Consider the following 24,588-nt stretch of genomic DNA (forward strand, 5'->3'; position numbering starts at 1 on the left):
GTCTACCTCTCCTAGCCGACCCGCTCGCGCCGACCGAGCAGGCCCTGGGGCCTGACCAGCAGCATGAGGATCATCAGGGCCAGTGCCCACGCTTGCATGAGCTGGGACGGGAACCACAGGGTGGACAGCATCGCCACCAGGCCGACGGCCAGACCGCCGACCATCGCGCCGTACGCCGTGCCGAGACCGCCCAGGATGACCGCCGCGAACATCAGCAGCAGCAGGCGGAAGCCCATCTCGTACTCGACCACCTGGTTCAGCCCGTAGAGCACGCCGCCCAGAGCCGCCAGACCGCCGCCGAGACCCCACACGTACAGGGTCACCCGGTCCACGTCGATACCCGACGACTCCGCCAGGTCACGGTTGTCCGACACCGCCCGCATCGCCTTGCCGATCCGGGTGAACTGCAACAGACACGCCACGGCCACCAGCACCGCGACCGCCACACCCATGATCACCAGGTCACGCGGCGCCATCGCCACCGGACCCAGCTGGACCAGCTCCTGGATCTGGTAACCCGCATAGCGGTTGCGGCCCGCACCGAAGATCACCAGGATCACGTGGCGCAGGATCAGCGCCAGACCGATCGACACGATGAACATCTGGATCAACGCCACATTGCGGTGCCGCAGCGGACGCCAGATGTAGCGCTCCATCGTCCCGCCCAGCACCGCGCCCATGACCACCGCGATCGCGGCGGCCAACCACAGCGGCACCTGCCAGTCGATCGAGTCGCCCATCACCCCCAGCGTCGTCGCCAGCGCGATACCGCCGAAGATCGCCACCCACTGGGCCACGATCAGCGTCGTCCGCGGAAGCCTCGCCTCCAGCAACCCGCCGATCAGGACCGCGATCCCGATACCCGCGAAGATCGCCAACAGGGAATTGCCCAACCCCGCGGCACCCGTGCTGAACAACAGCGCCACCATCGCACCGAAGGTCACCATGTCACCGTGGGCGAAGTTGATCATCTTCGTCGTACCGAAGATCAACGACAGACCGATCGCGGAGATCGCGATCACCAGGCCGAAGAGGATCCCCGACACGGTCAGCTGCAGGAACTGGGCTCCGAAGGAACTGCCGCCGCCCGTCGTCGGCGCGACCGCCCCGTCCTCTCCCCCGGCCTCGCCGCCGGAGTCGTCCGCCGTGTCCTCCGAGGGGGACTCCGAGGCGTCACCGCCCTCCGCGGCGCCCGCGCCCTCCAGGGCCACGATGAGGGGACGCCGGTCGTCGGCCTCGACCTCGACCTCGGTCTCGCCGTCGACGATGATGCCCTCTCGTACGACGTACTCGCTGGGGACGGACTCCTGGTCCACCACTACGCGGTAGGTGCCCGGTTCGGGCAGCTCCACTTCCCACATTCCATCAGAGTCGGTCTCCGCCGCCCCGATCTCGTCCTCACCGTCGTAGACCGTGATCCCGATGCCTTCGACACCTTGATCCCGGTTCTCCGGGTTGAGGATCTGACCGTGCAGCGCTTCACCGCCCTGTTCGTCTGCCGCTGCCACTGGCCCGGGGATCACCAGGATGGCGGTGATCAGGGCGAGCAACACGGTCACGAGACGTGTGCGCACGCGCGCTCCTTGCGCATCTGAGGGTGACGGCACCAAATGCGAGCATTCGACACCGCTTGTCCTTTACTGTTCGGTGCGGCGAGTTTAGCCCGGTTTAGCCTGGTCATTCAGCAGAGCTAAAGCCACGTGACCCAACCGTCACCCCATTGTGCGCAAACGAGATCAAAATGGTATCCATCGACCGTTGACGGTGGCCATTCGTCTAGTTTTCGTCACCCCCGGCACACCGCCCCTCACCCTCCCTCCCCCGGACACGACAACGGGGCCCCACCCGGTCGGGTGCGGCCCCGGTTCAGGGTCGCGGGGGTCGGCCCGGTCGGCCTACTGTCCCCCGAGGGTCTCGACGACCGTCTCGGCGACCTTCCTCATGGTCAGTCTCCGGTCCATCGAGTTCTTCTGGATCCACCGGAACGCCTCGGGCTCACTCATCCCGTGACGCCCCTGGAGAAGCCCCTTGGCCTGCTCGACCAGCTTGCGGGTCTCGAGACGGTCCTGGAGGTTGCCGACCTCCGACTCCAGCGCCGCCAGTTCGGCGTAGCGGGAGGTGGCCATCTCGATGGCCGGCACGAGGTCCGACTTGTTGAACGGCTTGACCAGATAGGCCATGGCCCCGGCGTCCCGCGCGCGCTCCACCAGCTCTCGCTGGGAGAAGGCGGTCAGGATGACGACCGGCGCGATGCGCTCACCGGCGATGCGCTCGGCGGCCGAGAGGCCGTCGAGCACCGGCATCTTGATGTCGGTGATCACCAGGTCGGGCTTGAGCTCCCGGGCAAGCCGGATAGCGGTCTCCCCGTCCCCGGCCTCGCCGACGACGGCGTAACCGTCCTCTTCCAGCATCTCCTTGAGGTCCAGGCGGATCAGGGCCTCGTCTTCCGCGATCACCACACGGCTCTGCGTCCTCGTCACGTACATGAGGTTACAGAGATCCGCTAGGATGCTGAGCGTCGGGACCGGCAATGCGCGCCAATCGTGACACCACCGTTGACCGGGGCCGCTGGCCGACCGGGAAAACTACAGAGAATGTCTTGACAAATTCTCCAAGCCCTGGTAGCCCAATGGCAGAGGCAGCAGATTCAAGTCCTGCGCAGTGTGGGTTCGAATCCCACCCAGGGTACGAGAGCCACCCCAAGGGGTGGCTTTTCTGCTTCTCGGAGCATTGACCGGACGTGGGCGAATGTCACAGGTGTGAGCGAATCTTCACTCTATGTACTCACGCGACATCGTTGAAGAGACTTTTCGCCTCAAGGCCCTCGGCCTGACCGACCGCGCCATCGCGGAACAGTGCGGCGTCTCCGTCCAAGCGCTCAGGCACTGGCGCTACGGCACCCGGCGGTCCCCGCAGACGGAAGCCGACCGGACCGCTTACTGCCCTGTCTGCGGGACTGGTGCCCTGGACCCCGCAGCCTACGTCTACCTGCTCGGTCTCTATTTGGGAGACGGGTACATCGGACGTATCCGCAACGGGGTCGACTACCTGTCGATCGCCTGTTGCGACACATGGCCCGGCCTCATCGAGGAGTGCGCACGAACGATATCCACGGTCTTCCCCGTGGGTGCCTTCCAGGTACGGCGCCAGGGCTGTACGGAGGTCAAGGGAACCTCCAAGCACTGGCGCTGCACCTTCCCGCAGAACGGCAAGGGAATGAAGCACTCACGACCGATCATCCTCGAACCCTGGCAGCAGGAGGCCGTCGACGAGTGCCCCGAACCCTTCATCCGAGGACTGATCCACTCCGACGGCTGCCGCGTGTCCAACCGTGTGCGCAAGAAGACAGACGGAGGATGGAAGTACTACGAGTACCCCCGCTATTTCTTCTCCAACACGTCACAGGACATCAGCAACCTTCTTGTCCATGCCCTCGACCGGCTCGGCATCTCATGGAGGCGCCGAGTGGAGGTGAAGCTCCCGAACCGGGATGCGTTCATCGTGTCGGTGTCGAAGCGGGCGGCCGTAGCGCGGATGGACGAGTTCGTGGGGCCCAAGTACTGAGGAGCGGTCAGCGGGGCCAGAACCTGCGTAACTACCCGGCCAGTTCGACCACAAATGGGCCTTTTGTCACTTTATCCCCGGGCAAGGCGGGCCGAACCGGTCACATCACGGCCACAACCTGAGTACAACCCGTGGGTTCGGTCGTCCCGGCGACCGCGTGTCCCTGATCCTTGAAGATCACGGACGAGTTCTCAGGAGAGGAGCAGCAGGTGCTGACCGCGGTGGCCGGAATCGTCGGCGCACTGGTAATCGGCGCCTGGGTCGTGGTGGCCTGGGGCTCCCGACGCCGCCAACCCTGGTTGCTGACCCCGTTCGCCCTGCTCGTCGTTCTTCTCGTGGCCGTGGGCCAGGCGGGATGGTCGTTCCTCCCCGCTGCGGCGCTCGTCGCCGGCTCCTTCGCCGAGCTGGTCATCGGCGCCCGTGAGTCCCCCGCCGTGCGCACCAAGGATCCCGACGCGCCGCTGAGCACGGAGCGCTGGGCGGCCGCCGTCGCCGCCCCGTTCCGGGTGGCGCTCGCCGAGCCCTGGGACGTGGTGGCGCGCCCGTCGCTGCGCCGCCGCTACCGACGGCTGCTGGAGCGCCAGTGGCAGGTGACGGACCGGGAGTCGCTCCTGGCGGCCGTGGAGGGTCTTCTGGACGAGTTGCACACGAGTCCGACCCTGGACCTGGTCGTGGACCTGAGGGGCGGGATCGCGCGTTCCCGGTTCCCCCGGGACGAGGGCGGTCAGGCGACGGGCGGGCACGTGCTGCTGACGCCGGAGCAGGTCGTCCGGCTGCGTGCCGTCACGGGGGTCGGCGAGGCCGACGAGACGGTGATCATCGGGGCGTACCAGTGGTGGCGGTCGGTGCACGTGATCCGGTTGGTGTGCGGGGGCGCGACCCTGGACTGGCTGAGCCCGGTGGAGACGCAGACCCTGTTGCGGCGGGTGGCCTCGGACCTGCAGCGCCGGTACTCGTCGTGGCAGCAGTTGTCGACGGCTTTCCACGCGGGGTACCTGCTGTGGCGGGACAAGGGCGTGGAGGGGGACCACGGGGGGGCGGACCGGGTGTGGGCGGCTCTGGGTCTGCTCACCGAGGATGTGCGGAGTCCGTGGAACCTGCTGCCGTGGGACATGCCGTTGGAGCGGGTCATTCCGGAGGGCGGGCTGGCGGCCAACCCGGAGCCGTAGGGCTCCGGAAAGACGTCGGCCGCACCTGGCCCTGACCCGGTGGGTCGGCGCGGCTCATACGCCGTTCCTCCGGGCCGGACCTGATGCGGCACGTCTTGCGGGCGCCCGTCGCGGGCGCCGGGTCCTACGTGGTTCCGAGCGCGACGGCGTCGCCGAGGCGGTGGACGCGCAGGGAGTTGGTGGATCCGGTGGTTCCGGGCGGGCTGCCGGCCACGATGACGACCTTGTCGCCCTTGGTGTAGTCGCCGAGCTGGAGGAGTTCGGCTTCGACCTGGCGGACCATGTCGTCGGTGTTGTCGACCCAGGGCACCAGGTTGGTCTCCACTCCCCAGGTGAGGGAGAGGGTTCCGCGGGTGGAGTTCTCGGTGGTGAACGCCATGAGCGGGATGGGTGAGCGGTAGCGGGCCAGGCGTCGGGCGGTTTCGCCGGACATGGTGAAGGCGACGAGGGCCTTGGCTCCGATGGTGGCGCCGATTTCGGCGGCGGCGCGTGCGATGGCTCCGCCGGTGGTCTCGGGTACCCGGTTGAGGATGTGCGAGGCGCGCAGGGATTCCTGTTCTGCGGCGCTGATGATGCGGGCCATCGTCTCGACGGTCTCGATGGGGTATTGGCCGACGCTGGTCTCTCCGGAGAGCATGACGGCGTCGGCGCCGTCGAGGACGGCGTTGGCGACGTCGGAGGCCTCGGCGCGGGTGGGCCGGGGTGATCCGATCATGGATTCGAGCATCTGGGTGGCGACGATGACCGGTTTGGCCTTGTCGCGGCAGCGTTCGACGGCGCGTTTCTGCACCATGGGGACGTTCTCGAGGGGGAGTTCGACGCCGAGGTCGCCGCGGGCGACCATGACTCCGTCGAAGACCTCGATGATGTCCTGGAGGCGTTCGACCGCCTGGGGCTTCTCGATCTTGGCGATGAGGGGGACGGTGATGCCCTCCTCGTCCATGATGCGGTGGCATTCCTCGGCGTCCGCGGGGCTGCGGACGAAGGAGAGGGCGACCATGTCGACGCCCTGGTGGAGGGCCCAGCGGAGGTCTGCCTCGTCCTTCTCGGTGAGGGCGGGGACGCTGACGGAGACGCCGGGGAGGTTGAGTCCCTTGTGGTTGGAGACGGTGCCGCCGTAGATGACGCGGGTGTGGACGTCAGTGCTGGTGGTCTTGGTGCATTCGAGGACGACGCGGCCGTCGTCGATGAGGACGCGGTCGCCGGGGCGGACGTCTCCGGGGAGTCCCTTGTAGGTGGTGGAGACGCGTGTGGCGTCGCCGGGGACGTCGTCGATGGTGACGGTGAACTCGTCTCCGGCGGTGAGTTCGACCGGTCCGTCGGGGAAGGTGCCGACGCGGATCTTGGGTCCTTGGAGGTCGGCGAGGACTCCGACTGCTCGTTGGGCCGACTCAGCGGCTTCGCGCAGGTTGGCGAGGCTGGCGCTGTGGTCGTCGTGGGTTCCGTGGCTGAGGTTGATACGGGCGACGTCGAGTCCTGCGTCGACGAGCTTGCGGAGGACTTCCGTGCTCGACGTGGCGGGACCGAGGGTCGCGACGATTTTTGCTCGACGTGTCACGCCTATCACTTTAGAGCGTCTGGGGGATGCAGTGGTCTAAACCAGGTTGCGAATGGACGTATCTCAGGCTGCGGGAAGACGAACGGGGGCGTTGCACGAACGGGGTTGTGGGTGGTGCGGGGGCTTTCTGTAGGTTGCCTGTGACGGTGGCGATTCTGGGAGGTTCTGGTGTTCTCGCGTGATGTGGTGCTGGGTGCGTTGGCGGTGGAGGTTGCCTCGTTGGACGCGGTGTTGTGGGGGTTGTCGGAGGAGGAGGCGGTGGTGGGGACGCGGTGTGCGCCGTGGGATGTGGCGGCGTTGGCGGCGCACACGGTGAGGGCGATGTTGCAGGTGGAGCCGATGTTGGTTGGTGAACCTGCGGTGACGGGAGGGGCGTTGGTTTCTGCTGGGGAGTATTACCGGCCGGATGTGCGGTTCTCGGCGGAGGTGAACGCGCATCGGGTGGGTTCGGCGGTGGAGGCGGCGGCGCGTCGTACGGACGCGGGTGAGTCGGGGCGGTTGTTGCGGGGGCGGTGGTCGCCGTTGGTGGCGCGGTTGGCGGCGGAGCCGGTGGGCCGGGTGGTGGTGACGCGTCACGGGGACCGGATGCTGTTGTCGGATTTCCTGGTGACGCGGGTGGTGGAGTCGGTGTTGCACGGGTTGGACCTGGCGGACGCGCTGGGTCGGGATCCGTGGGTGTGCGGTGGGGCTTTGGACGTGGTGCGGGGGTTGTTGTTCGGGGAGGCCGATCCGGCGGTGGTGGAGGAGGTGGTGCCGGGTGCGTTGTCGGGTCGTGAGGCGGGGGTGGCCGCGGTGCGTTCGGTGACGGGCCGTGGGGGCGGTGTGTCCCGAGGTGCGTGGGAGGGGGCGGGGGTGCGGTTCCTGGCGTTGGGTTAGGCGGTGGGGGCGTGCCGGGGGCGGGTTCTGGGGTTGGGCCTGTTCGTCCCGGAGGGGCACGTCTGGGGCCTGCCCCGCCCGGCCCTGCTGCCCCCCGGGGCGGCGGGTCGGGCGGGTGTCAGTGGGCGGGGTCGGCGCGGGCGGCCTGTTCGTTGGCGTCGGCGCGGGCGGTGGCGGTGCGCAGGTGGCGCAGGGCGAGGAGGGTGGCGGCGGTGAAGACGGCTGCGCCGAAGAGGGCGGGGGCCCGGAGGTCGGCACGGGCGAGGAGGCCGCCGAGGAGGGCGCCTGCGGGGGCGAGTCCGAGGCCGAGCATCTGCTTGGCGCTGCTGACGCGTCCCATGAGGTGTTCGGGGACGATCTGCTGGAGGATGCCGCTGGAGAGGACGGTGCCGTAGGCGCTGGCGGCGGCGACGAGGGTCCAGGCGGCGGCTGCGGTGGGGGCGTCGGGGGCGAGGGCGAAGAGGGTGCAGAAGGCCGCTTGGGCGAGGTATCCGGCGGTGATGCCGCGGTAGCGGCCGATGCGGTGTGCGGTGTTGCCGGCGAGGAGTGCGCCGCCGATGGCGCCGAGGGCGGCGGTGGCGAGGAAGACGCCGAAGAGGTGCGGGGGGACGCCGTAGTGGTCCTGGACGGTGAGGACGAAGACGGCGGTGACCGCTGCGGCGCCGAGGTTGAGGGTGGCGCCGAAGAGGATGAGGGCGCGTAGGGGCGGGTCGGTGTGGATGTGGCGCAGGCCTTGTCCGATGTCGTGGAGGACGGCGCGGACGGGGTCGGCGGGCGGGGTGGCGGGCTGGTCGGTGGGTGGTGCGGGGGCTCGGCGTGCGGTGAGGGGCAGTCCGAGGAGGATGAGGGCGCCGAGGGCGTAGGCTCCGGCGTTGGTGGCGAGGGGCAGGGCTGCGGCGATGGCGAAGAGGAAGCCGCCGAGGGGTGCGCCGGCGAATTCCTGGGCGACTTCGCGTCCGCCGACGAGCCGTCCGTTGGCGCGGTCGAGTGCGGTGCGGGCGAGGGCGGGGAGGATGGCCCTTCCGGCGGTGTCGTAGACGATCTCGCATGTCATGGCGGCGAACATGACGATGTAGAGGGTGGTGACGGTGGCGTTGCCGGTGGCGGTGAGGATCGCGAGGGCGGTGATGGCGGCGGCGCGGAGGAGGTTGGCGGCGACCATGGCCCTGACGCGGTCGACGCGGTCGACGAGGGCTCCGGCGAGGAGTCCGAAGAGGAGCCAGGGGAGGTAGCGGGCCGCGGTGAGTCCGGCGACGGCGAGGGGGTCGTTGGTGAGGGCGGCGGCGAGCATGGGCAGGGCCGTGAGCATGATGCCGTCGGCGAGGTTGCTGGAGAGGCTGCCTGCCCAGAAGCGGTGGAAGGCCGGGCTGAGGCGTGGTGTGGGTCGGGGGGAGGGTCGGCCGGGCGCGGGGGGTGTGTTGGTGGACATGTGCCTTCGGGGGTGCCGGTGGGGTGTCGGCGGGGGACTCTATCGAAGGCCGTCGGTTGTGCGGGTGGTTTTCGGGTGCGGGTGGGGGCCCGGTCGGTGGGCCGGGCCCGGTGGGCGGGTGTTCAGCGGTCGCGGCGGGGTGGTGGGAGGAAGGCGGCGACGCGGCCGTAGGCGCGGAGGATGCGCAGGCGTTGGATGGTGCGCATCCCTTCGCGTTCGATGGTGGCGGCGGTGTCCCAGTGTTCCCAGGCGGCGTCCCATCCGCCGTCGGGGCGTTGGCTGTTCTCGAAGTAGTCGAGGTTGCGGTCGATCTCGGCTTCGGTGAAGAGGGGCCGGGCGATGTGGCCGGGGTTGTCGGCGAGGTCGAGCGGTGTGTGGACGTGTCGCTGTCCGCAGGGTTTGGGGTTGACGTCGATGCCGGCGCGGATCATGGGGTGGAGGCGGTTGATGGCCTGGACGGCTCGGGGGCGGTCGGGCGCGTGTTGGAGGAAGGCGCAGATGCCGATGGCTTCGTGGGGGTCGGTCCAGTGGAGTGCGTCGATGCGTTTCCAGCACCAGGCGGTGGCGAGGTCGCGCCAGGGGTGGCTGATGTGGTGTTTGTGGAGGTAGCCGGTGATGTGGGCGGTGAGGCCGAGGTCGGCGGTGAAGTCGTCGCGGTGCTGCCACCAGGGGGCGGCCTCGCTGTAGCGGACGTTGGGCAGGACGGGGGGCAGGCCGCCGTCGGGTTCGCTGACGGTGGAGAGGTAGCGGCAGATGCCGAGTCCGACGGTGGTGGGGATGGGGCCGAGTTCGTCGAGGTGGCGCAGGGCGATCTGGGCGGCGGCGGGTTGGCTGGCGTGTCCGCGGAGGTCGGGGTCGAGTCCGTTGCCGTAGCCGCCGTCGAGGTTGCGGTAGGCGGTGAGTGCTTGGCGGACGGGTTCGGTGGGGCCGTTCTGGAAGAGGTGGGCGAAGCGGTGGCGGTCGATGAGTCGCGCGTTGCGCATGGTGAAGTGTTCCGCTGTGCGGAAGGAGTCCCAGGTCACGACGGTCATGTCTTCGACGGTACGTCCGCTGTCGGGCGCGGAGAATAGCTCGCGGGACAATCCATTCGCGTTCTTTACGCGGGGTTCGAAGCTTTGTGGTGTTTGCGTCTTCGGTGGTGGATGAGGTGTCCGGCCCAGGAGGCGGCGATGGTGGCGGCGACGGCGAGTTGGACCGTGAGGAGGTGTTGTGAGGGGTAGATGACGCCGGTGAGGTAGTGGTCGATGAAGCCGGTGGCGGGGAGTCCCGCCTGGCCGGCGTTCTCGCGTCCCCAGTTCTCGAGGGCGGTGAGGGGGCACTGCCATCCGATGACGGTGACGCCGAGGCCGTAGAGGGCGCAGGCGAGGTGGGGCCAGAGGGTGCGGGGCCACCGCCAGGCGAGGAATCCGCCGAGGGTGACGTAGGCGAGGAAGAGCAGGTGGAGGAGCATGGCGGTGTCGCCGATGAGTCGGTAGGCCATGGGCGTCGTCCTCCCTGGTGTGTCCGCGGGCGCTGTGGGCCCGCGGAGGGGCCGGCCCGGTGCGGGGCTCCGTGGGAGGGGTGCGGGGAGGCCCGGGCGCCGGATCGGGTCCGTCTGTTCCCAGTATCTCCGGGCGGAGCCGGGCGGGCCAGGGGGCGGTGCGGCCTGTGGAGGGGGGTGTCCGGGGCGCGGGCGCGCCCTGTGCCCGCGGCCCCGGCGCCTGTGACCGCCCGCGGCCCGGCCTTGCACCGGCAGGCACCGGCAGGCACCGGCAGGCACCGGCAGGCACCGGCAGGCACCGGCAGGCACCGGCAGGCACCGGCAGGCACCGGCAGGCACCGGCAGGCACCGGCAGCCGGGAACGCGTTGGGCGCGGGGGGTGTTCCCCCCGCGCCCGACGCGTGGTGTGCTGCCGTGTCCCGCGGTGCGGGCGTCCCCTAGACCAGGGGGCGCTCGGTCGGCGGGATGGCCACCGGCAGGTTGGTACCGCCGGGAAGGCCGGTCCCGGTGGCGAGGAAGCGGTCCACGCCCGCGGCGGCGGAGCGGCCCTCGGCGATGGCCCAGACGATCAGCGACTGGCCGCGCCCCATGTCGCCGGCGCAGAAGACGCCGTCGACGGTGGTGCGGTAGTCGCTGTCGCGCACGACGTTGCCGCGGCCGTCCAGTTCGACGCCGAGCTGGTCGATCATGCCCTCCTTCTGCGGGCCGACGAAGCCCATGGCGAGGGTGACCAGGTCGGCGGGGATCTCGCGCTCGGTGCCCTCGACGGGCTCGAAGCCGTTGGGGCCGCGCTTGACCTCGACCAGCTTCAGCGCGCGGACGTTGCCGTCCTGGTCGCCGAGGAACTCCAGGGTGTTGACGGAGTAGATGCGCCGTCCGCCCTCCTCGTGGGCGCTGGTGACCTTGTACAGCATCGGCATGGTCGGCCAGGGCTGGTGGTCGGGCCGCGTCGCCGGGGGCTTGGGCATGATCTCCAGCTGGGTGACCGACGCGGCCCCCTGGCGGTGGGCGGTGCCGACGCAGTCGGCGCCGGTGTCGCCGCCGCCGATGACGATGACGTGCTTGCCCTCGGCGTGGATGGGGGCGCGGTCGTAGTCGCCCTCCTGCACCTTGTTGGCCAGGGGCAGGTACTCCATGGCCTGGTAGATGCCCTTGAGCTCGCGTCCGGGTGCGGGCAGGTCGCGCCAGGCGGTGGCTCCGCCGGTGAGGACGACGGCGTCGTGGCCGGCGCGGAGCTCGTCGACGGTGATGTCGACGCCGATCTCGACGCCGGTGCGGAAGGCGGTGCCCTCCGCGGTCATCTGGGCGAGGCGGCGGTCGATGTGCCGCTTCTCCATCTTGAACTCGGGGATGCCGTAGCGGAGGAGGCCTCCGATGCGGTCGGCGCGCTCGTAGACGGTGACGTCGTGTCCGGCGCGGGTGAGCTGCTGTGCGGCGGCGAGCCCGGCGGGGCCGGAGCCGACGACGGCGACCTTCTTGCCGGTGCGTGTGGTGGGGGGCAGGGGCTTGACCCAGCCCTCCTCCCACGCGCGGTCGATGATGGAGACCTCGACGTTCTTGATGGTGACGGCGGGCTGGTTGATGCCGAGCACGCACGCGGACTCGCAGGGGGCGGGGCAGAGCCGGCCTGTGAATTCCGGGAAGTTGTTGGTGGCGTGCAGGCGTTCGATCGCCTCGGCCCAGTCGTGGTTGTGGACGAGGTGGTTCCACTCGGGGATGAGGTTGCCGAGCGGGCAGCCGTTGTGGCAGAACGGGATGCCGCAGTCCATGCAGCGTGAGGCCTGCTTGGTGACGGTGGCGCGGTCGAAGTCCTCGTACACCTCGCGCCAGTCCTGGATGCGGACGTCGACGGGGCGGTGGGCGGGGAGTTCCCGCTCGGTGATCTTCAGGAAACCCTTGGGGTCGGCCATGGTGTTTCTCCTCCTCTCGTGTGGGCCGGCGCTCAGGACTGCGCGGAGGCCATGACGGCCTCGTTGACGTCGCGGCCGTCTCTTTCGGCCTCTGCCTGGGCGAGCAGGACCCGCTTGTAGTCGCGCGGCATGACCTTGGCGATCCGGGCGAGGCCGGTGTCGCCCTGGGCGAGGATGCGCCGGGCGACGTCCGAGCCGGTCTCGGCCAGGTGCCGGGTGAGGACGTCGGTGAGGTAGGCGCGGTCCTCGTCGGTGAGGGCGTCGATCTCGACCATCTCGGTGTTGACGCGCCGTGTGTCCAGGTCCAGGACGTAGGCGATGCCGCCGGACATGCCGGCTGCGAAGTTGCGGCCGGTGCGGCCGAGGACGACGGCGCGTCCGCCGGTCATGTACTCGCAGCCGTGGTCGCCGATGCCCTCGACCACGGCGAGCGCGCCGGAGTTGCGGACGCAGAAGCGTTCGCCGACGACGCCGCGGAGGAAGATCTCGCCGGAGGTGGCTCCGTAGCCGATGACGTTTCCGGCGATGATGTGGTCCTCGGCGACGAGCCGGGATTCGGCCGCGGGGCGGACGACGAGGCGGCCGCCGGAGAGTCCCTTGCCGACGTAGTCGTTGGCGTCCCCGGACAGGCGCAGGGTGACGCCCTTGGGCACGAAGGCGCCGAAGGACTGTCCCGCGGATCCGGTGAAGGACACGTCGATGGTGTCGTCGGGGAGGCCGTCGGCGCCGTAGCGCTTGGTGACCTCGTGTCCGAGCATGGTGCCGACGGTGCGGTTGACGTTGCGCACGGGCAGTTCGAGCCGGACGGGCCGGCCGAAGTCGAGCGCGCCCTCGCTGAGCTGGATGAGGGTGTTGTCCAGGGCCTTGGCGAGGCCGTGGTCCTGGATGCGCTGGTGGGTGCGGTGGTCGCCGGTGCGGGGTTCGACCTCGTGGAGGATGGGTGCGAGGTCCAGCCCCTGGGCCTTCCAGTGGGTGACGGCTTCGGTGGTGTCGAGCAGGTCGACGGCGCCGATGGCCTCGTCGAGGCTGCGGAAGCCGAGCCGGGCGAGGTACTCGCGGACCTCCTGGGCGATGAACTCGAAGAAGTTCACGACGTGGTCGGCCTGGCCGGAGAACCGTGCGCGCAGGGCGGGGTTCTGGGTGGCGACGCCGACGGGGCAGGTGTCGAGGTGGCAGACGCGCATCATGACGCAGCCGGAGACGACGAGGGGCGCGGTGGCGAAGCCGAACTCCTCGGCGCCGAGGAGTGCGGCGATGACGACGTCGCGTCCGGTCTTCATCTGGCCGTCGGCCTGGACGACGATGCGGTCGCGCAGGCCGTTGAGCAGGAGGGTCTGCTGGGTCTCGGCGAGGCCGAGCTCCCAGGGGGTGCCCGCGTGCTTGAGGGAGGTGAGCGGCGAGGCGCCGGTCCCCCCGTCGTGGCCGGAGATGAGGACGACGTCGGCGTGGGCCTTGGAGACGCCCGCGGCGACGGTGCCGACGCCCGCTTCGGAGACCAGCTTGACGTGGACCCGTGCGGACGGGTTCGCGTTCTTGAGGTCGTGGATGAGCTGGGCGAGGTCCTCGATGGAGTAGATGTCGTGGTGCGGCGGCGGGGAGATGAGCCCGACGCCGGGGGTGGAGTGCCGGGTGTCGGCGATCCACGGGTAGACCTTGTGGCCGGGCAGCTGGCCGCCCTCGCCGGGCTTGGCGCCCTGGGCCATCTTGATCTGGATGTCGTCGGCGTTGCTGAGGTAGTGGGAGGTGACGCCGAAGCGGCCGGAGGCGACCTGCTTGATGGCGCTGCGCCGCAGGTCCCCGTTGGCGTCGGGGGTGAAGCGGGCGGGGTCCTCGCCGCCCTCGCCGGTGTTGGACTTGCCGCCGAGGCGGTTCATCGCGATGGCGAGGGTCTCGTGTGCCTCGGCGGAGATGGAGCCGTAGGACATGGCTCCGGTGGAGAAGCGCTTGACGATCTCGGAGACGGGTTCGACCTCGTCGACGGGGACGGGTTCGCGCACGCCCTCGCGGAGGCGGAAGAGCCCGCGCAGGGTCATGAGCTTCTCGGCCTGGTCGTCGATCTTGGAGGTGTACTCCTTGAAGATCTCGTACGTGCGGGTACGGGTGGAGTGCTGGAGCTTGAACACCGTCTCGGGGTTGAAGAGGTGGGGTTCGCCCTCGCGGCGCCACTGGTACTCGCCGCCGACGTCCAGGCGCCGGTGGGCGCCGGGGTTGGCGGCGTGGGCGCGGCGGTGGCGGATGGCGACCTCTTCGGCGAGGACGTCGAAGCCGACGCCGCCCAGGCGTGAGGTGGTTCCGGTGAAGCAGCGGTCGATGACCTCGGCGCCGAGGCCGAGGGCCTCGAAGATCTGGGCCCCGGTGTAGGAGCTGACGGTGGACACGCCGATCTTGGACATGACCTTGAGGACGCCCTTGCCGAACGCCTTGACGGTGTTGCGGACGGCCGTGTCGGCGTCGACGCCGCCGAGGGTTCCGCGTTCGACCATGTCGCGGACGGTGGCGAGGGCCAGGTACGGGTTGACGGCGGAGGCGCCGTAGCCGACGAGGAGTGCCACGTGGTGGCATTCGCGCACGTCGGCGGCTTCGATGAGGAGGCCGACCTCGGTGCGGGTCTTCTCGCGTACCAGGTGGTGGTGGACGGAGCCGGTGAGCAGGAGCGAGGGGACGGGTGCGCGGTCGGCGCCGGCCCCGCGGTCGCTGAGCACGAGGATGTGCGCGCCGTCGGCGATGGCCCGGGACACCTCGGTGTTGATCTGGTCGAGGCGTGCGGAGAGGGCGTCCCCGCCGCCGTCGACGGGGTAGGTGCCGTCGACGGTGTAGGTCCTGAGGGCGGGGTTGTCGCGGCCGGCGGCGACGATGGCGGCGAGTTCGGCCTGGTCCACGACGGGTGTGGGCAGGACGAGCCGCTGGGTGTCGCCGGGGGCGGCGTCGAGGATGTTGTGCTCGGCGCCGAGGAGGGTGGACAGGCTGGTGACCATCTCCTCGCGGATGGCGTCCAGCGGCGGGTTGGTGACCTGGGCGAAGTTCTGCGAGAAGTAGTCGAAGAGCTGCCGGGAGCGGTCGGAGAGCGCGGCGACGGGTGTGTCGGTGCCCATGGAGCCGATGGGCTCGGCTCCGGTGCGGGCCATGGGGGTGAGGATGACGCGGAGTTCTTCCTCGGTGTACCCGAAGACCTGCTGGGCGAGGTTGAGCTCGGTGACGGGGACGGGGTCCGCGGCGGGGAGTTCGGCCAGGCGCAGGACGCCGGAGTCGATCCACTCCTGGTAGGGGTGTTCGGCGGCGAGCTCGGCCTTGATCTCCTCGTCCTCGATGATGCGGCCCTGCGCGGTGTCGACGACGAAGATGCGGCCGGGCTGGAGGCGTCCCTTGCGGACGACGGTGGCGGGGTCGATGTCGAGGACTCCGGCCTCGCTGGCGAGGACGACGAAGCCGTCCTCGGTGACCCAGTAGCGGCCGGGGCGCAGCCCGTTGCGGTCCAGGACGGCGCCGACGACGGTGCCGTCGGTGAAGGACACCGAGGCGGGGCCGTCCCAGGGCTCCATGAGGGTGGAGTGGTACTCGTAGAAGGCCCGGACGGCCGGGTCCATCTCGGTGTGGTTCTCCCACGGCTCGGGGATCATCATGAGCACCGCGTGCGGGAGGGTGCGTCCGCCGAGGTGGAGGAGTTCGAGGGCGTCGTCGAAGGACGCGGTGTCGGAGTCGTCGGGGTCGACGATGGGGAAGATGCGGTCGAGGTCGCCGGGGATGAGGTCGCTGGCGAGCTTGGCCTCGCGTGCGCGCATCATGTTGCGGTTGCCCTTGACCGTGTTGATCTCGCCGTTGTGGGCGACGAAGCGGAACGGGTGGGCGAGCGGCCAGGACGGGAAGGTGTTGGTGGAGAACCGGGAGTGGACCAGGGCGAGGCCGGACGCGTAGCGCCGGTCGGACAGGTCGGGGAAGAACGGTTCGAGCTGCGGGGTGGTGAGCATGCCCTTGTAGGCGATGGTGCGCGGGGACAGGCTCGGGAAGTAGACGTCGGTCTCGTGCTCGGCGCGCTTGCGGACGCAGTAGGCGTGGCGTTCGAGTTCGATGCCGGTGAGGCCCTCGGTGGGGGTGCCCGGGGTGCCGGTGATGAAGAGCTGCCCGAAGTAGGGCATGGCCTGGCGGGCGGCAGGGCCGCTGTACTGGGGCTCGAAGGGCAGTTCGCGCCAGCCGAGGAGGGTCAGCCCCTCGTCGGCGACGATGGCGTCGATGGCCTCGACGGCGGCGGCGCGCTCGGCGGCGTCGACGGGGAGGAAGGCGATGCCGGTGGCGTAGGCGCCGGGCTCGGGGAGTGCGAAGTCGCAGACCTCGGTGTAGAGCTCGTGCGGGATCTGGGTGAGGATGCCCGCGCCGTCCCCGTCGTCGGGGTCCGCGCCGGAGGCGCCCCGGTGGTCGAGGTTGCGGAGGACGGTGAGCGCCTTCTCGACGATGTCGTGGCTGCGCCGGCCGGTGAGGTCGGCGACGAAGCCCACACCGCAGGCGTCGTGCTCGAAGGTGGGGTCGTACAGGCCCTGGGAAGTGGATTCTGCGTTCGTTCGGACGGACGAACGCCGCACCTGAGCAGCGGGCATCTACCCTCCCTGTCGTCTCTTGTCGGCTTTGTGAAAAGCGCATTCGGGACGACATTGGCCCTGCTGCGTGCGGATGTAGTTGTGTGCCGCGTGAGCGGCGGTTCCCGCTGGGCGGGCGCCCTTCGCGCTACCGTCGCGCGTCCACGTCCTCGTGGTCGCCGGTGGCGGTCGGGGTCCCTGTTGCGGGCGGGTTCCCTTATACACGCTGGTCCGGCCGCGATGCGAATCGAAGGTCTAGACCAGATGGCGCCGCGGTGCGCCGGTGTTCGCGGTTCGCCCGCGGGGGGCGGTGCTGTCCCTCTCGGTTGTCCCCGATGAGGGCTGGCCTAGCCGGTTTTTCCACGAGGGAACCCCGCTAAACCTCCCAAAGTGGATAAAACCCCGACTGTGGGTCGGTGTTCCGCTCCGGGACCGCGTGACGCCGTGTACCGGTGGTCAACATTACCCCGGCGTTAACGCACCGCCCAAGGGGGCCCGGGTCCCCCACGTGGGTGATCTGTCCCTCACCCGAGGCGGACCGTTCTGACCTGGGCGGCCACGGCCACCCGCCGACCCGTGGGACCATCGGTGGATGGCAGGCCACCCGACTTTCCCGGACCCGGACGACCACGGTTCCGCACCCCCCGACCACACCCCACGAACACCAGGAGTCACGGTTTCGGACACCTCCCCCGCGCACCCGCCCGGGGGCGCGCCGCCGCTGCCCGAGGCCGCGTTGCGGCTGCTGCGCGACCACGGCGTGGACATGCCCCGGCTCCGCCGGGTCCTGGCGCTGCTCGCCGACGGCCGGTGGTGGGGCGCCGACGACCTGGTCCGGGGTACGGGTGTCGCGTACACGCTGGTGTCGTCGCTGCTCAAGGCGCTGGACGAGGCCGGTGAACTCGCCACCGAGAGCGCCGGCCGCCAGAGCCGGGTACGCCTGGCGCGGCCCTCCGGCTACACCGGCGCGGCCGGCGACGACCTCGCCGACCCCGTGGCGCACCTCCTCCCCCGGTACGCCCGCGCCCACGCCGAGCTGGCGCGCGCCGTGGCCGAGGGGCCCGCCTCCGACCTGGACCTTGACCACGTCACCGCGACCGCGGAGACGGCGCTGCGCCGTGCCCTGTTCCTGGCCACGCGCTTCGACCTGCACGACCGGGTCCTGCTGTGCGTGGGCGACCACGACCTGACCTCGATCGCGCTGACGCTCGTGTGCCCCGGCGCCCGGGCCGAGGTCGTCGACATCGACGAGCGTGTGCTGGCGCACATCGACGCGCTGGCCGACAGGCTGGACCTGCGGGTGCGGACCCACACGGCCGACCTGCGCCTGGGGCTGCCGTCCACGGTGCGCGGCGTCGCGGACGTGGTGTTCACCGATCCCCCGTACACCGCCGACGGGGTGGAGCTGTTCGTGCGCCGCGGCGTGGAGGGCATGGCCGACCCCCGCCGGGGGCGGGTCCTGGTGGCGTACGGCGCCAGCGAGACCACGCCCAAGCTGGCGGCCGCCACCCAGTCGCGGCTGGCGCGGATGGACCTGCTGTTCGAGGCGGTGTGGCCGGACTTCAACCGGTACCACGGCGCGGAGTCCATCGGCGCGGCCTCCGACCTCTACGTGCTCCGGCCGCTCACGCGGGCCCCGGCGCCGCCCTCGGGCGACGCTGCCAGGGTGTACAGCCAGGGGGTGAACGCCAAGGAGGCCCGGGGCGGCCTCGACGCCGGGCGCGCCCGTGCGGTGCTCGACCGCGTGCGCGAGGACCTGGACGGCCGGGGGGCCGCGGACAGGGGCCGCGGGGACGGCGGCCGGACCGCCGCCGGGGGCGCGGAGCCGACGCTGGTGGGCGAGTGGCCGTCGGAGGTGTCGGCGGCCGGGCGGGTACGGCTGTCCACCTGGATGGACGCGCCCGCGCCCGTGGGCGACTGCGCCGTGCTCAACCTGACCGGCGGGTGGGAGCGGCTGGCGGCGCGCGCCGCCCTGGCCTCCGCCGCGGACACGGTGTACGCCCTGGTCCCCTCCTCCGCGGCGTGCGTGCGCGACGCCGCGGGGCAGCGGGGTCTGCGCGCCCTGGTGGAGCCCCGCTTCCAGGTGCGGTTCCTGCGCGGGTTCGGCGCCGACGACCTGACCGCGGTACGCCTGACGCGGCGCCCGCCGGACGTGGACGAACCGGGTGCGGGCGCGCCGGGCGGGGCGGGAGCGCGTGCCGAGGAGGGCCGGGGAGGAGCCCCGGAGGGCGAGCGGGCGCAGGGGGTTCCGGACGCCGCTGTCGACCTCCTCCTGACCCACGTGCAGGAGCGGGCGCACGGCACGCTCACCGCCACGCTGAGGGCCGGGCTCGTCGAGGTGTCGGCGCGCGGGGGCCGCCCGGCCAACAAGCGCACCGCGCGGCAGGCCGTGTCCACGGCGCCGTGGTGGCTGGCCGGCCACACGCTGCTCGACCTGCCCGAGCACCGCTTCGCGGAGCTGCGGGGCGTGGCCGCCGCACTGCTCGCCCAGGTGTAGGTCCCGCCCCGGCCGGCGCCGCGCGGGGCTGTCCGGGAGAGCACGGCGCCGGCGGAGCCCGACTCCCCCGGTCGCGACGCCACGGGCGGGACACCCGCCCGCCGGACCCCACCGGGGCCGGTGGACGGCCGCACGGGGTCCGCGGGGGGGAACTCCCGCCCCGGCACGCGCGGAGGGGCCCGGAGGACGTGTCCTCCGGGCCCCTCCGCGCGCGGTTCAGCCGGTTCCGGTGCCGAGGCCCTCGGTACCGGCGGGGTCCTCCGCGGTGCCCTGCGTACCCGCGGGGTCCTGCACCGTGCCGTCGGTTCCGGCCGGGTCCTGCACCGTGCCGTCGGTTCCCGCCGGGTCCTCGACGGTGCCCTCCTGCGTGCCCTCGTCCGGCTGGCCGGTTCCGGAGCCGTCGTCGAGCTGCACCATCCGCCGGTAGAGCGGGTCGCGGAAGTTCGCCAGCGCCACGAGCGGGCCGGAGAGGCTGACCCTCTCCTCGACCGACTCGGATCCGGTGGGCTGGACCCACACCACGACCAGGTAGTGGCCGCTGACGATCGCGTCGCTGGCGCTGTAGCCCTCGCCCAGGCGGTCGAACGGGTCGGCGCCGGAGGGGGAGAGCACGAACCCGGGGTCCGGGGAGGCGTCGCCCTCCCCTTCGGCCCCGGCCTCGTCCGCCTCGGGCGCATTCATGGCGGCGGCGACGGCCCTGCTCCCCTCGACGTCGGCGAGGTTGAACACGGCCGTCACGCCGAAGTAGGTGTCGGAGACGTAGGTGGCGCGTCCTGCCTGGGTGCAGTCGGCCTCGGCCAGGGCGGTGCGGACCTGCTCCCCCCACACCGCGGCCGAGCAGTCGTCGCTCAGGTCCGAGTCGCGCAGGGTGAAGTCGATCTCCTGGCTGGAGATCTCCGCGTTGCGGCTCTCGAACAGCTCTCCGGCGTTGAGGGCGCGGCTGTCGTCCTCACGGGAGGCCAGCACCTCGTTCATGCGGCCGGTGTCGATCACCCGGTACATGACGGGTCGGGTCTCCTGGGCGGCCTGGTCCGCTCCGCCCCCCTCGCCGAGGCGCATGTACAGCACGGTACCGAGCACGGCCAGCGCCACGACGGCCACTCCGGCCACCACGAGGAGGGGACGGCGGCGCCCCTTGGTCTCCTGCTTCCTCCGGCCTCCGGCCCGGCGGCGCCCACCCGTGCGGGAGGACGGCCCCGCCGACATCTCGTCGGACTCGCTGTTTTTCCTCCGGCGTCCGGCGGGACCGGACGCCGACGGTTCAGAAGGGGACACCCAGTGGACCTTTCCTCGGATGCGGGCCGGCCGCGCGCGCGTGGCCGGCCCGGTTCGCTTGGGGAGAGGGGCGGAAAGCACCCCGCCCGCACGACCCTGGCGGAAGGGTCGATCTGTCCGAGATCCTATCGGGGCGTCCGACAGGGCGGGACAGGCCTACTCCTCGGCCCGACCCGCCTCGACGACCTCCTCGTAGATGAATTGCGTGGAGTTCATGGAGGCCACGCTCAGCTTCGCCAGGTCGGCGTTGTCGCCCGGGTCGGCGCCGTCGGTGTCGGCGACCCAGAACACCGCCAGGTAGTGGCCCATGACCTGGGCGTTCGCCTGGCTGTAACCCTCCTGGAGGCCGGGAATGTCGTCGCCGTTCTGCGTGAGCAGGAATCCGGCGTCGCTCTCGGCGTTGGTCGGGTCCAGGGAGGCCTCGACGTTGGCGGCCTCATCGGCGTTGGCCAGGTCGAAGACGGTGACCTGTGCGATGTGCTCCTCGCCCGCGTCGGTGTACACACCGGTGGCGGCCTGGATGCAGTTCGCGTCGATGAGGGTCTGGCCGAGCTCCTCGCCCCACACCAGTGAGGTGCAGGAGTCGGTGACGCTGCTCTGGCGGAGCTCCAGCGTCATGTCGTCGAGCCCGATCTCGCCGACCGCCCCGAACACGGACTCCTCGGTCATCGGCTCCGCGCCCTCGGGGCGTTCGTTGATCGCGCCGAACACGTCCTCGCGGTTGGGCTCGGACAGGTAGAGCTCCGGTGTGAGGGTGCTGTGCCCCTCCGGCGGAGCCACGACCGACTCGTCGCCGCCCGAGACCGAGCCCCCCGACCCCGTGAAGAGCTGGAAGGTCAGCAGTCCGAGGAGGGCGACCAGCGCGATGCTGAACGCGCCCAGCAGGACGCCGAGGACGGCTGTGCCGCGCTTGCGCTTGCTCTGCTCGGCGAGGGTGTAGACGATCTGGTTGGGGCGGTCTCCCAGGACCGACACCTTCTTGATCGCGGACGCGGAGAAGGCCGAGACCTTGCCGACCCCGCCGCGCCTGGCCCCGGACGCCCTGCGCCTCGAAGCTCCGGCCGCGGTCGCCCCGCGGCCCTTCCTGCGGCGGGAGGACCGCCGGGAGCCGGCGGCCTCGTCCTCGGCCGGGGCCTCCTCCCCCTCCTCGTCCTCGTACTCGTCGTAGTCGTCGTACGCCTCGTCCCCGTCGGCCCGGTCCGCGGTGTCGGCGGTGTCGGCGTCGGACGTGCGGGTGTGACCGTACTCCGCGGAGAAGTCCTCCTCGGGGTCGTAGTCGTCCTCGCGGCCCTCGTCGTGGCCGTAGTCGTCGGCGTGGTCCTCGGTGTAGGCCCGGCCGGCGCGGCGTGAACCGCCGCGCCGTCCCCGGCGGCCGTACCCGGACTCAGCTCTGCTCACGGTCTTTCTCAATCGTCAACCCGTGGTCTGCTCGAAAGGTACAGGGCGTTCTCCGCTCCGCGGCCGGACACGGCCGGCCCGCGTTCAGGAGCCCTGCGCTACTCGGGCTTCGCCCCGGAATCGGTTCCCGTGTCTCCGGCGTCGTTCGCGGTCGAGCCCTCGGTACTAGATCGCTCAGGGCTCGGGTGGTATTCCGTGCCCGCCTCCTCCGAGCTGCCATTTTGCGTTCCGGAGCCCGTTTCTTCGCTGTCCACGGCGCTGTAGACGGTGCTGTCGTCGGGCACCTCACTGCCGGCTGTGGCGCCGAACACCTGGGTTCCGGCGTCGTGGCCGTGGGGGACGACGGCAGTGGAGAAGGAGTCGATGCGGCGTCCGGCCCACACGAAGTAGGCGAGCGCGCCGAGGAAGACGACGATGGAGGTCCAGTTGTTGAGGCGCATGCCCAGGAAGTCGTTGGCGGGGTCGACGCGCAGGTACTCGATCCAGAACCGGCCCGCGCAGTAGCCCATGACGTAGAGCGCGAAGAGCCGGCCGCCCTGGAGTGAGCCCTCGAAGCGGCGTCCGGCCCAGGCCAGGAGCACGGCCAGGAGCAGGCACCACAGGGACTCGTAGAGGAACGTGGGGTGGTACGTGGTGACGCCGAACTCCATGCCGGGGCGCAGGTGGCCCTCGGGGTAGGGGGTGATCTCCACGGCCCAGGGCAGGTCGGTGGGCGCTCCGAACAGCTCCTGGTTGAAGTAGTTGCCCCAGCGGCCGAGGGCCTGGGCGAGGGGGATGGTGGGGGCGATCGCGAACGACAGCTTGGACATGGACAGCCCGCGCTTGCGCGCCACCAGCCACACGCCCACGGCGCCCAGGGGCACGGCGCCCCAGATGCCGAGGCCGCCCTCCCACACGTACAGGGCGCGGATGGGCTCGCGGCCCTCGCCGAAGTACAGCTGGGCGTCGCTGATGACGTGGTAGAGGCGGCCGCCGATCAGTCCCAGGATCACGGCCCAGACGGCCATGTCCATGATGGTGCCCTTCTCACCCCCCATGGCTGCCCAGCGGCGCTCGCTCCAGACCACGGCGACGACGACGCCGGCGAGGATGCACAGCGCGTAGAAGTGGATCTGGAGGGGCCCGATCGGGATCGCGTTGATCTGGGGGCTGGGGATGGCCGCGAGGGCGCGGCCGAGCCCGGCCGCGCCCTCGGAAGCTGTCGACGACAGTGTCACTGCTCTGCTCTCGGGTTCGCCCCGCGTGCGGGGGGTGCTGTCAGGGGTGCTACTCCGCGCCCCCGTCACCCATGGGCTGGGTGTCGACCTCACCGGCGTCCGCGGAGGCGATCGCCTCGTTGAGGCCCCTGACCGTCATGGCGGTGTTGTTGTCGAGCAACTCGCCGTTGAGGTACACGGAAGGAGTGCCGCGGAACGTGTTGTCTCCGCTGTAGCGAGTGTAGGCCGTTCCGGTGGCGGTGATGATCTCGCCCGTGTAGGTGCCGTCGAGGAAGGCGGGGTCGTGCCCGTGGTCGGCTCCCCAGGAGATCAGGTCGGACAGGACCATGGTGCCGAGGGTCTCCTCGCCGATCTCCGCCATGGCGTCCTCGGTGAGCGCGGGCAGGTAGTCCTCGGTGAACGTGGTGACGACGGCGGCCTCCTCGTCGATCCGCCGGTCGAACTCGCCCTCCTGCTCGGCGTTGGCGTCGGTCTGGCGGAACCAGTCCTTGAGCTCGTCGACGGTGAAGCCCTCGTTGCCCTCGGTGGGCTGGTTCTCGAAGAGGATGTCGTTGTACTCGACGAAGTAGCCGTGCTCGGCGGCGGCGCGTGCGGCGGCGCCGGCGCGCAGCGAGTTGCTGCTGATGGGCACCGGCTGCTGGGCGAAGATGCTCACCGGCCGGTAGTGCACGATGGCGTTGCCCTCGGCGGCATTCCGTTTGAGGACGTCGCCGTTGAGCAGCTCGAACTGGCGGCAGGCGGGGCACTGGAAGTCGGCGTAGACCTCGACGACGGGCGCCTGCGCGCCCTCCTGGGCGAGGACGACGCTGCCGTCCTCCTGGAGGGCCTGGGGCGGGAGCGCCCCTTCGTACCCGGAGTCGCGGCGGTCGGCGTTGAGCACGGCGAACCCGATGCCGACGACCAGGACGACGACGGCCGCGGCGGCGCCGATGACGATGAGCGTCTTGGTGCGTTTGGCCGCCCGCTTCTCCCGTTCGCGCTGTTCCCTGATTTTCTCGCGGGAGCGCTTGCGCGCTTCACTCCCCATGCTTTCCCCTGTTTCTACTGCTGGAGGTGGTCGACCGTCGTGGGTTCCGGGGTCACCGGAAGAGCCCGATGGCGCGGTCGAGGGCGAAGGGTGATCGCGGCCAGACCGCGATGAAGGCGCCCATGGCGGCGAAGGCGATGTCGCGGGCGATGGAGAGCCCGTAGGTGGTCTCCCCGGGGGCGACCTGTCCGCCGCCGCCGAAGCAGCCGCAGTCGATGTTCAGGCCCCTGGCCATGGCGGAGACGATCCCGGCGATGAAGACGAACATGAGGAGGGCGCCGACGGCTCCGACGTAGCGGGTGGCGAGTCCGACGAGGAGGAGGGCCGCCAGGGCGAGCTCGAACAGGGGGAGGGTGTAGCCGATGAGCCGGGCGACCTCGACGGGGAAGAGGTCGTAGGCCTCGACCGCCTGGACGGAGAGCGCGGGCGGGAACTTGGAGACGGCGGCGAAGACGAGGACGGCCGCGAGTCCGAGCCGGCAGGCGAGGGTGAGCCAGGGTTGGACGGCCTCCCAGCGGGAGCGCGGGACCGCGGGGGCAGTGGAGGCGTCGGGGGATTCGTCGGTTGTGTCCATCGCTTGGGCCTTCGGGGAGTAGGGGACGCTTTGTCGCGTTCGGTGT

17 protein-coding genes and 1 tRNA gene are annotated in these 24,588 nt (G+C 70.8%); 5 read left to right on the forward strand and 13 right to left on the reverse strand.

The features are described 5' to 3' along the window. Positions 1-11 precede the first annotated feature (11 nt). Entirely contained in the window at positions 12-1,574 is a 1,563-nt protein-coding gene (locus OUQ99_RS22315; RefSeq protein WP_267945751.1) for a branched-chain amino acid ABC transporter permease, read from the reverse strand. Between the two features lie 321 nt (positions 1,575-1,895). Next, on the reverse strand, positions 1,896-2,459 hold the full coding sequence (locus OUQ99_RS22320; protein ID WP_267950446.1) for an ANTAR domain-containing response regulator: 564 nt from the start codon (positions 2,457-2,459) through the stop codon (positions 1,896-1,898). Positions 2,460-2,615: 156 nt separating this feature from the next. On the opposite strand from OUQ99_RS22320, the gene OUQ99_RS22325 reads away from it, so the two are divergent. The 3 genes from OUQ99_RS22325 (at position 2,616) to OUQ99_RS22335 (ending at position 4,733) form a co-directional block, all read left to right on the forward strand. Then, positions 2,616-2,688, forward strand: a tRNA-Leu gene (locus OUQ99_RS22325). Positions 2,689-2,778: 90 nt separating this feature from the next. Continuing rightward, on the forward strand, positions 2,779-3,564 hold the full coding sequence (locus OUQ99_RS22330) for an LAGLIDADG family homing endonuclease (protein WP_267945752.1): 786 nt from the start codon (positions 2,779-2,781) through the stop codon (positions 3,562-3,564). Positions 3,565-3,773: 209 nt separating this feature from the next. Next, positions 3,774-4,733: a DUF1266 domain-containing protein gene (locus tag OUQ99_RS22335; RefSeq protein WP_267950447.1), complete on the forward strand. Its 960-nt coding sequence runs from the start codon at positions 3,774-3,776 to the stop codon at positions 4,731-4,733. Positions 4,734-4,857: 124 nt separating this feature from the next. Here OUQ99_RS22335 and pyk read toward each other — a convergent pair whose 3' ends face one another. Beyond that, the gene (gene pyk, locus OUQ99_RS22340) at positions 4,858-6,291 is read right to left on the reverse strand and encodes a pyruvate kinase (RefSeq protein WP_267945753.1); all 1,434 of its coding nucleotides are present in this window, start codon (positions 6,289-6,291) and stop codon (positions 4,858-4,860) included. 168 nt (positions 6,292-6,459) lie between these two features. On the opposite strand from pyk, the gene OUQ99_RS22345 reads away from it, so the two are divergent. Further along, positions 6,460-7,167 (forward strand): maleylpyruvate isomerase N-terminal domain-containing protein, encoded by a 708-nt coding sequence (locus OUQ99_RS22345; protein ID WP_267945754.1) that lies wholly within the window; start codon positions 6,460-6,462, stop codon positions 7,165-7,167. A gap of 118 nt (positions 7,168-7,285) precedes the next feature. On the opposite strand, the gene OUQ99_RS22350 is transcribed toward OUQ99_RS22345, so the two are convergent. The 5 genes from OUQ99_RS22350 to gltB form a co-directional block, all read right to left on the reverse strand. Continuing rightward, on the reverse strand, positions 7,286-8,596 hold the full coding sequence (locus OUQ99_RS22350; RefSeq protein WP_267945755.1) for an MFS transporter: 1,311 nt from the start codon (positions 8,594-8,596) through the stop codon (positions 7,286-7,288). A gap of 122 nt (positions 8,597-8,718) precedes the next feature. After that, the gene (locus OUQ99_RS22355) at positions 8,719-9,618 is read right to left on the reverse strand and encodes a prenyltransferase (protein ID WP_267950448.1); all 900 of its coding nucleotides are present in this window, start codon (positions 9,616-9,618) and stop codon (positions 8,719-8,721) included. A gap of 74 nt (positions 9,619-9,692) precedes the next feature. Beyond that, positions 9,693-10,076: a DUF2784 domain-containing protein gene (locus OUQ99_RS22360; protein ID WP_267945756.1), complete on the reverse strand. Its 384-nt coding sequence runs from the start codon at positions 10,074-10,076 to the stop codon at positions 9,693-9,695. A 437-nt stretch (positions 10,077-10,513) separates the two neighbouring features. Then, positions 10,514-11,986: a glutamate synthase subunit beta gene (locus OUQ99_RS22365; protein WP_267945757.1), complete on the reverse strand. Its 1,473-nt coding sequence runs from the start codon at positions 11,984-11,986 to the stop codon at positions 10,514-10,516. Positions 11,987-12,018: 32 nt separating this feature from the next. Continuing rightward, on the reverse strand, positions 12,019-16,575 hold the full coding sequence (gene gltB, locus OUQ99_RS22370) for a glutamate synthase large subunit (RefSeq protein WP_267945758.1): 4,557 nt from the start codon (positions 16,573-16,575) through the stop codon (positions 12,019-12,021). 571 nt (positions 16,576-17,146) lie between these two features. Between gltB and OUQ99_RS22375 the strand changes: the two genes are divergently transcribed. Further along, positions 17,147-19,051, forward strand: coding sequence for a bis-aminopropyl spermidine synthase family protein (locus OUQ99_RS22375; protein ID WP_267945759.1), 1,905 nt, complete (start codon positions 17,147-17,149; stop codon positions 19,049-19,051). Between the two features lie 216 nt (positions 19,052-19,267). Here OUQ99_RS22375 and OUQ99_RS22380 read toward each other — a convergent pair whose 3' ends face one another. From OUQ99_RS22380 to OUQ99_RS22400, 5 genes are all read right to left on the reverse strand, one after another. Beyond that, the gene (locus OUQ99_RS22380; RefSeq protein ID WP_267945760.1) at positions 19,268-20,326 is read right to left on the reverse strand and encodes a hypothetical protein; all 1,059 of its coding nucleotides are present in this window, start codon (positions 20,324-20,326) and stop codon (positions 19,268-19,270) included. 156 nt (positions 20,327-20,482) lie between these two features. Further along, the gene (locus OUQ99_RS22385) at positions 20,483-21,724 is read right to left on the reverse strand and encodes a hypothetical protein (protein ID WP_267945761.1); all 1,242 of its coding nucleotides are present in this window, start codon (positions 21,722-21,724) and stop codon (positions 20,483-20,485) included. 98 nt (positions 21,725-21,822) lie between these two features. After that, positions 21,823-22,935, reverse strand: coding sequence for a prolipoprotein diacylglyceryl transferase (gene lgt, locus OUQ99_RS22390; protein ID WP_267950449.1), 1,113 nt, complete (start codon positions 22,933-22,935; stop codon positions 21,823-21,825). A 55-nt stretch (positions 22,936-22,990) separates the two neighbouring features. After that, positions 22,991-23,968, reverse strand: coding sequence for a DsbA family protein (locus OUQ99_RS22395; protein ID WP_267945762.1), 978 nt, complete (start codon positions 23,966-23,968; stop codon positions 22,991-22,993). Positions 23,969-24,020: 52 nt separating this feature from the next. Next, the gene (locus tag OUQ99_RS22400) at positions 24,021-24,542 is read right to left on the reverse strand and encodes a MauE/DoxX family redox-associated membrane protein (protein ID WP_267945763.1); all 522 of its coding nucleotides are present in this window, start codon (positions 24,540-24,542) and stop codon (positions 24,021-24,023) included. Positions 24,543-24,588: the final 46 nt, after the last annotated feature.

Source organism: Streptomonospora nanhaiensis (assembly GCF_026642255.1).
GTDB lineage: Bacteria > Actinomycetota > Actinomycetes > Streptosporangiales > Streptosporangiaceae > Nocardiopsis > Nocardiopsis tropica.

Bases quoted from the DNA above. Each gene is read 5' to 3' on its own strand.
- OUQ99_RS22330 (WP_267945752.1), top strand. From the start codon at position 2,779: ATGTACTCACGCGACATCGTTGAAGAGACTTTTCGCCTCAAGGCCCTC.
- OUQ99_RS22350 (WP_267945755.1), bottom strand. From the start codon at position 8,596: ATGTCCACCAACACACCCCCCGCGCCCGGCCGACCCTCCCCCCGACCC.
- OUQ99_RS22360 (WP_267945756.1), bottom strand. From the start codon at position 10,076: ATGGCCTACCGACTCATCGGCGACACCGCCATGCTCCTCCACCTGCTC.
- OUQ99_RS22365 (WP_267945757.1), bottom strand. From the start codon at position 11,986: ATGGCCGACCCCAAGGGTTTCCTGAAGATCACCGAGCGGGAACTCCCC.
- gltB (WP_267945758.1), bottom strand. From the start codon at position 16,575: ATGCCCGCTGCTCAGGTGCGGCGTTCGTCCGTCCGAACGAACGCAGAA.
- OUQ99_RS22375 (WP_267945759.1), top strand. From the start codon at position 17,147: ATGGCAGGCCACCCGACTTTCCCGGACCCGGACGACCACGGTTCCGCA.
- OUQ99_RS22395 (WP_267945762.1), bottom strand. From the start codon at position 23,968: ATGGGGAGTGAAGCGCGCAAGCGCTCCCGCGAGAAAATCAGGGAACAG.
- OUQ99_RS22400 (WP_267945763.1), bottom strand. From the start codon at position 24,542: ATGGACACAACCGACGAATCCCCCGACGCCTCCACTGCCCCCGCGGTC.